Source organism: Thiobacillus sp. 65-1402, assembly GCF_001897685.1.
Classification (GTDB): domain Bacteria; phylum Pseudomonadota; class Gammaproteobacteria; order Burkholderiales; family Thiobacillaceae; genus Thiobacillus.
Map to the genome: position 1 here is coordinate 1 of NZ_MKUG01000118.1, position 7604 is coordinate 7604.

At 68.3% G+C, this 7604-nt stretch carries 6 protein-coding genes; all 6 read left to right on the top strand.

Annotated features, from left to right (window positions below):
- A partial coding sequence (locus tag BGO62_RS09710) for a glycosyltransferase (RefSeq protein ID WP_296641804.1) occupies positions 1 to 633 on the top strand: 633 nt, incomplete at its 5' end.
- Positions 630 to 2177, top strand: coding sequence for an exosortase A (xrtA, locus tag BGO62_RS09715; protein WP_296641806.1), 1548 nt, complete (start codon positions 630 to 632; stop codon positions 2175 to 2177). The genes BGO62_RS09710 and xrtA, both read left to right, overlap by 4 nt.
- Entirely contained in the window at positions 2174 to 3304 is a 1131-nt protein-coding gene (locus tag BGO62_RS09720; protein ID WP_296641807.1) for a TIGR03088 family PEP-CTERM/XrtA system glycosyltransferase, read from the top strand. The genes xrtA and BGO62_RS09720 overlap by 4 nt, the downstream gene beginning before the upstream one ends.
- A 33-nt stretch (positions 3305 to 3337) precedes the next feature.
- On the top strand, positions 3338 to 5257 hold the full coding sequence (locus tag BGO62_RS09725; protein ID WP_296641809.1) for an XrtA/PEP-CTERM system amidotransferase: 1920 nt from the start codon (positions 3338 to 3340) through the stop codon (positions 5255 to 5257).
- Entirely contained in the window at positions 5254 to 6480 is a 1227-nt protein-coding gene (locus BGO62_RS09730) for a TIGR04063 family PEP-CTERM/XrtA system glycosyltransferase (protein WP_296641811.1), read from the top strand. The genes BGO62_RS09725 and BGO62_RS09730 overlap by 4 nt, the downstream gene beginning before the upstream one ends.
- Positions 6473 to 7604 (top strand): glycosyltransferase (locus BGO62_RS09735; protein ID WP_296641814.1); only part of this gene is annotated, 1132 nt, incomplete at its 3' end. The genes BGO62_RS09730 and BGO62_RS09735, both read left to right, overlap by 8 nt.

Consider the following 7604-nt stretch of genomic DNA (forward strand, 5'->3'; position numbering starts at 1 on the left):
CGCCATAAGATCGGCGCGTTCGAGAACGGCGTCGATGCCGACTATTTTTCGCCGCTGCGCGACTACCCGGATCCGTATCCGCCCGGCGTGCAGGGCGTGGTCTTCACCGGCGCCATGGACTACTGGCCGAATGTCGACGCCGTGACCTGGTTCGCCGAGCGGATTTTTCCGGCCATCCGCGACGCGGTCCCGGGCGCGCAGTTCACCATCGTCGGCAGCCGTCCCGGCGAGGCGGTGCGGGCGCTGGCGCGCCAGCCCGGCGTCGTGGTCACCGGCAGCGTGCCCGACGTGCGGCCTTATCTGGCGCACGCCGTCTGCGCGGTGGCGCCCTTGCGCATCGCCCGCGGCATACAGAACAAGGTGCTCGAAGCCATGGCGATGGCGCGTCCGGTGGTCGCCAGCGCGCAGGCCGCCGAAGGCATCCGTGCCGAAGCCGGGCGCGATTTCATCCCGGCGCAGGACGCAGCCGGATTCGCCCGCGCGGTGATTGCCCTGCTGCGGGCGCCCGCAGCCGCTGCGGCGGCGCGCGATTGCATCCTGGCCCACTACGACTGGACGCGCAATCTGAGCGCGATCGACGGACTGTTCGAAGCGGCGCCGGCCGCTGCCGCTCTGGAGACCTGCCCCGCATGAACGCCCTGCCCGATTCCCTCCCTTCGACTGCGCGCAACGGATGGCTGCTGCCGGCTGCGCTGACCAGCGGCGTCCTGCTGCTGCTGGGCGCCGCGTTCTGGCCGACCGTGCATTCGATGATCGAGGTGTGGGACCGCTCGGAGACCTTCACGCACGGCTACCTGGTCTTTCCCATCAGCGCCTGGCTGGTCTGGCGCAAGCGCGATGCGCTGGCGCAGATCCGGCCGCGTCCCGATCTGCGCGGGCTGCTGCTGCTGGCGGCGGCCGGCGCCGGCTGGCTGCTGGCCGATGCCGGCAGCGTCAACGTCGCTGCGCAATATGCCTTCGTCGTCATGCTGATTGCCGCAGTGTGGTCATTGCTCGGCGCGGCTTTCGTGCGGGCCGCCTTCTTTCCGCTGATGTTCCTGCTGTTCGCCGTGCCGATGGGCGAGTTCCTGATCCAGCCGCTGATGGGGGTCACGGCCGACTTCACCGTGGCGATGCTGCAGGCCAGCGGCATTCCGGTATACCGCGAAGGCACGTTTTTCAGCATCCCCAGCGGCGACTGGTCGGTGGTCGAAGGCTGCTCCGGCCTGCGCTACCTGATCGCCTCGGTCACGCTCGGCGTGCTGTACGCCTATCTCACCTACCGTTCGTGGCAACGCCGGCTGCTGTTCTCGCTCGCCGCCATCGTCGTGCCGATCTTCGCCAACAGCGGACGCGCCTACCTGATCGTGATGATCGCCCACCTGTCCGATATGAAGCTGGCGCTGGGCATCGATCATTACATTTACGGCTGGGTGTTTTTCGGCCTCGTCATGCTGCTGCTGTTCTGGGTCGGCAGTTTCTGGCGCGAAGACGGCCAGCCCGAGCCCGCTGCCGCGTCCGGGCTTGCGCCGTCCGCAGGCGGCGCCGCTGCGCGCCCGCTGCTGCCGGCGGCGATCGCGGTGCTGGCAGTGGCCGGCCTGTGGCCGGCCTACGCCGGCTGGCTCGACGCGCGCGCGCTGCCGGCCATGCCCGCATTGCAGATTCAGGCGCAGGGCGGCTGGCAGCCCGGCGAGGATTTCACCGGCTGGACGCCGCACTGGATCGGTGCCGACCGCCAGCTGCGCCGCGCCTACACCCAGGCCGGGCGCAATGTGCTGCTCGAGCTGAATTACTACGCCACCCAGCGGCAGGATGCCGAGCTCATCAACTCGCAGAATTTCATGATCCGGCAGAAAGACCCGCTGTGGTCCAACGTCGGCGAAACGCTCGCCACGGTGCAGATCGGCGGCATGACGCGCCAGGTGCGGCAGGCCAGACTGCGCGGCAGCAATGGCCAGCGCCTGCTGGTGTGGCAGTGGAACCTGATCGGCCGGCATGCCACCGTCAACGATCAGTTCGCCAAGCTGAGCCTGGCCTTCGAGCGGGTGCTGCTGCGGCGCGACGACGGCCTGTCGGTGCTGATCGCCACGCCCTACGAGGATGCGGAGATCGAGACCGCGACCGCCGCGCTGGCGCGCTTCGCCGCAGACATGGAGCCCGCGATCGGGCGCTCGCTCGACCAGGTTGACGGGCCGTGACCGCACACATCGTGCATGTCGTCCATCGCTTCGACACCGGCGGCATGGAAAACGGCATGGTCAATCTGTTCAACGCCTTGCCGCCGCGGCGCTACAGGCACACGGTGGTGGCACTGACCGACTACAGCGATTTCCGTCAGCGCATCAGCGCGCAGGCGGTCGAATTCCATGCGCTGCAGCGCGCACCGGGGCACGGCCTCGGCTGGGCGGCGCGGCTGTGGAAACTGCTGCGTCAGCTCAAGCCCGACCTGGTGCACACCCGCAATCTGGCCGCGCTGGAAGCGCAGTTCGTCGCCGCCGCCGCCGGCATCCGCGCCACCGTTCACGGCGAGCATGGGCGCGACGTGTTCGACCTCCATGGGCGCAACTGGAAATACAATTTGTTGCGCCGCGCGGCCCGGCCTTTGGTGTCGAATTACATCGCCGTGAGCCAGGACCTCGAAACCTGGCTGCGTCTGACCATCGGCGTGCCGCCGCACAAGCTGCACCAGATCTACAACGGCGTCGACAGCGCGAAATTCCATCCGCGCGCGGGGGCGCGGCCGGCGTTCGCCCACCCCGAGAGCATCGTTTTCGGCTCGGTGGGGCGCATGGTCGAGGTCAAGGATTACCCGATGCTTACGCGTGCTTTCATCCAGCTGGTGCATCGGCAGCCCGAGCGGGCCGAGCGCGCGCGGCTGGTCATCGTCGGCGAGGGCCCGGCGCGCGAGGTCTGCCAGGCCCTGCTGCAACAGGCCGGCCTGGCGCATCTGGCCTGGCTGCCGGGCGAGCGCCACGACATTGCGGAGATCATGCGGGCGTTCGACGTATTCGTGCTGCCCTCCAAGAACGAGGGCATCTCGAATACCGTCCTGGAAGCGCAGGCGAGCGGCCTGCCGGTGATCGCCACCGCCGTGGGCGGCAATGTCGAACTGGTGAAGACGGGCGTCAACGGCATGCTGGTGGCGCCGGGCGACGTCAACGACATGGCACAGGCCTTGCTCGGCTATCTGGACTCGCCGGCGCGCATCGCCGAACACAGCGGGCAGGCGCGGCGGCAGGCCGAGCAGCGCTTCAGCATTGCGGCCATGGCCGAGGCCTACGCCAGGGTATACGATCGAACGCTGGGACGCCGTCAGGCAGCCTGAAAACTCGACAGCAACAGGGACAAACGACAAGCTATGTGCGGCATCACCGGCATTTTCGACACCAGCGGGGCGAACGAGATTTCGCGCGAACTGCTGCATCGCATGAACGAAACCCAGTTTCACCGCGGCCCCGACGAAGGCGGCCTGCATCTGGAACCCGGCCTCGGGCTGGGGCACCGGCGGCTGTCCATCATCGACCTGTCCACCGGCCAGCAGCCGCTGTTCAACGAAGACGGCTCGGTGGTGGTCGTGTTCAACGGCGAAATCTACAACTTCCAGCAACTGGTGCCCGAGCTCGAAGCGCTCGGCCACGTCTTCCGCACCCATTCCGACACCGAAGTCATCGTCCACGCCTGGGAGGCCTGGGGCGAAGCCTGCGTCGCGCGTTTCCGCGGCATGTTCGCCTTCGCGCTGTGGGACCGCAGGCAGGAAACGCTGTTCGTGGTGCGCGACCGCTTCGGCGTCAAGCCGCTGTATTACGCCTTTCTCGACAGCGGCGAATTCATTTTCGGCTCGGAACTGAAGTCGCTGATGGCGCATCCCTGCCTGGCGCGCGACATCGACCCGCTGGCGGTCGAGGAGTATTTCGCCTACGGCTACGTGCCCGAGCCGCGCACCATTTTCAAGCGCGCGTACAAACTGCCGCCGGGGTTCACGCTCACCCTCAAGCGAGGCCAGGCGCGCGCATTGCCCAGGCAGTATTGGGACATGCCTTTTACGCCGGTGGCGGTGAAGGACGAGGCCGACGCGATGGACGAGCTGGTCGAGCGGATGAAGGAATCGGTCCGCCTGCGCATGATCGCCGACGTGCCGCTCGGCGCGTTCCTGTCGGGCGGCGTCGATTCCAGCGCGGTGGTGGCGATGATGGCGACGCAGTCGGCGGCGCCGGTGAACACCTGCTCGATCGGCTTCGACGACCCGGCCTTCAACGAGATCGAATTCGCGCAGCAGGTGGCCGACCGCTACCGCACGCGGCATCACGTCGAAACCGTCGCCGCCGACGACTTCAGCCTGGTCGGCAAGCTCGCCCAGGTATACGACGAGCCCTATGCCGACTCGTCCGCGCTGCCGACCTACCGGGTGTGCGAACTGGCGAGGAAGCACGTGACAGTCGCGCTGTCGGGCGACGGCGGCGACGAACATTTCGCCGGCTACCGGCGCTACCGCTGGTTCCGCTACGAGGAGCGGATGCGCGCTGCGATGCCGCTCGCGCTGCGCCGCCCGCTGTTCGGCACGCTCGGCCGCCTGTATCCCAAGGCCGACTGGGCGCCCAGGGTGCTGCGCGCCAAGACCACCTTCGAGGCACTGGCGCGCGATACGGTCGAGGGCTATTTCCACGGCGTTTCGCTGCTGTCGGATGCGCAGCGCAGGCAGCTGTTTTCGCTGTCGTTCAAGCGCGAACTGCAGGGCTACCAGGCGGTGGAGGTGCTGCGCCGCCATGCGGCGGTGGCGCCCACCGACGATCCCCTGTCGCTGGTGCAGTATCTCGACATGAAAACCTATCTGGTCGGCGACATCCTCACCAAGGTCGACCGTGCCAGCATGGCGCACGCGCTCGAAGTGCGCGAGCCGCTGCTCGATCACGAGCTGATGGGCTGGGTCTCCGGGCTGCCCACCGATCTCAAGCTGCGCGGCACCGAGGGCAAATACCTGCTGAAAAAGGCGATGGAGCCGTATCTGCCGCGCGACGTGCTGTACCGCAGGAAAATGGGATTCTCGGTGCCGCTGGCCGCCTGGTTCCGCGGCCCGCTGGCCGCCACCATCCGCGGCGTGGTGCTGGGCGAGCGGCTGGCCTGCAGCGGCCTGTTCAACCAGGATTTTCTGCGCGAGGCGGTCGAGGCCCATCAATCCGGCCGTCGCGATTATTCGGTGATCCTGTGGACGGTGCTGATGTTCGACGCCTTCCTGGCGCAGGTGCTGGGCATGGACGACACGCAGCGCGAGGCGGCATGAAGATCCTGCACGTATTCGACCACACCCTGCCGCTGCACTCCGGCTACACCTTCCGCAGCGCGGCGATCCTGCGCAACCAGCGCAAGCTCGGCTGGGAAACGTATCACCTGTCCGGCCCCAAGCAGCTCGATTGCAGCGTGCCGGAAGAGGACGCCGACGGCCTGCATTTCTACCGCACCCCGAAACCGTCCGGCCTGCTCTCCCGGCTGCCCGGCGGCGACCCGTTCGCGGTGATGGGAGCGATTGAAAAACGCCTGCTGGGATTGGCGCGCGAGCTGCAGCCCGACGTCATCCATGCGCATTCGCCAGTGCTCGACGCGGTGCCGGCGATACGCGTCGGACGCAAGCTGGGCATTCCGGTGGTGTACGAAATCCGCGCTTTCTGGGAGGACGCCGCAGTCGACCACGGCAGCACCAGAGAGGGCAGCCTGCGCTACCGGCTCACCCGCGCGCTGGAAACCTGGGCGGTAAAAAATGCCGACGCGGTGACGGTCATCTGCGAAGGCCTGCGCCGCGACCTCGTCGCGCGCGGCATCGCTCGCGGCAAGATCACCGTCATTCCCAACGCGGTCGACATCGACCAGTTCGCGGTCGGCGGCAAGCCCGACCCCGAACTGAAAATGAAGCTCGGCCTCGGCACCAGCCGCGTGCTCGGCTTCATCGGATCGTTCTACGCCTACGAGGGGCTGGACCTGCTGATTGCCGCGCTGCCGGCCATCCTCGGGCAGATGCCCGACGCGAAGGTGCTGCTGGTCGGCGGCGGGCCGCAGGATGCGGCCCTGAAGCGGCAGGTGATGGCGCTCGATCTGAAAGAGCGCGTGGTGTTCGCCGGGCGGGTGCCGCACGGCGAGGTGAATCGCTACTACGACCTGATCGACGTGCTGGTGTATGCGCGCCACCCGATGCGGCTGACCGAGCTGGTCACGCCCCTGAAGCCGCTGGAAGCGATGGCGCAGGGGCGGCTGATGGTGGCGTCCGATGTCGGCGGCCACAAGGAGTTGATCGAGGACGGCAAGACCGGCACCTTGTTCCGGGCGGGCAACGCGGAAGACCTCGCCAGCAAGGTGGTGGCGCTGCTGAAGGGCGAGCAGGGCTGGGACAGCATGAAGCGCAACGGCCGCCAGTTCGTGGAGTCCGAACGCAATTGGGCGGCCAGCGTGGCGCGCTATCGGGACGTGTACGGCAGCCTCGTGAAACCGGGCATGGAGGCGGCGCTTGGCTGAGACGGACACAGTCGAGCCGCGACGGGCCGGCCTGGTCGTGTTCAGCTCGCTCTTCCCCAGCGCGGCACGCCCCGGCGCCGGCCTGTTCATTCGCGAGCGCATGTTCCGCGTGGCGCAGCACCGGCCGCTCTGCGTCGTCTCGCCGCAGCCGTGGTTTCCCGGGCAGTCGCTGATCCGCCGGCTGCGCCCGGGCTACCGTCCGCCGGCGCCGGCGCTGGAAATGCAGCAGGGCATCCGCGTGTATCACCCGCGTTTCCTGGCGCTGCCCGGCCTGCTGCGCCGGCTGGACGGCATGGCGATGGCGCTGGGCAGCTTTTTCCTGCTGCGCCGCCTCCGGGCCGAGGGGGCGCGTCTCATCGATGCCCACTTTGCCTACCCGGACGGCGAGGCCGCGATCCGGCTGGGGCGCTGGCTCGGCCTGCCGGTGACGGTCACCCTGCGCGGCACCGAAGTGCCGCATAGCCATGATCCGGCGCTGCGTCCGCGCCTGGCGCGCACGCTCAAGGCCGCCACGCGGGTGTTCTCGGTGTCCGATTCCCTGCGCCGGCTGGCGCTCGAGCTTGGCGCTGCCGACGAGAAAACCGAAGTCGTCGGCAACGGCGTGGATACCGGAATTTTCCAGCCGGTCGACCGGACCGCCGCGCGCACCCGGTTCGGGCTGCCGGCCGGCGCGCGCGTGCTGATCTCGGTGGGTGGGCTGGTCGAGCGCAAGGGCATGCACCGCGTCATCGACTGCCTGCCGGCGCTGCTCATGCGCCACCCGGATCTGCATTACCTCATCGTTGGCGGCGGCGGCCCGGAAGGCGACATGCGCCCCGAACTCGATGCGCAGGCTGCGCGGCTGGGCCTGACCGGGCGCGTGCACTTTCTCGGTGCGCTGCCGCCGGATGAACTCAAGTGGCCGCTGTCGGCAGCCGACGTGTTCGTGCTGGCGACCCGCAACGAAGGCTGGGCCAATGTATTTCTCGAGGCCATGGCCTGCGGCCTGCCGGTCGTCACCACCGACGTCGGCGGCAATGCCGAGGTGGTCTGCCGCGCCGAGCTCGGCAGCGTGGTGCCGTTCGGCGACACGGCGGCCTTGCAGCAGGCTCTGGACGCCGCGCTGACTGCGCATTGGAACCGCG

Bases quoted from the DNA above. Each gene is read 5' to 3' on its own strand.
- xrtA (WP_296641806.1), top strand. From the start codon at position 630: ATGAACGCCCTGCCCGATTCCCTCCCTTCGACTGCGCGCAACGGATGG.
- BGO62_RS09725 (WP_296641809.1), top strand. From the start codon at position 3,338: ATGTGCGGCATCACCGGCATTTTCGACACCAGCGGGGCGAACGAGATT.
- BGO62_RS09730 (WP_296641811.1), top strand. From the start codon at position 5,254: ATGAAGATCCTGCACGTATTCGACCACACCCTGCCGCTGCACTCCGGC.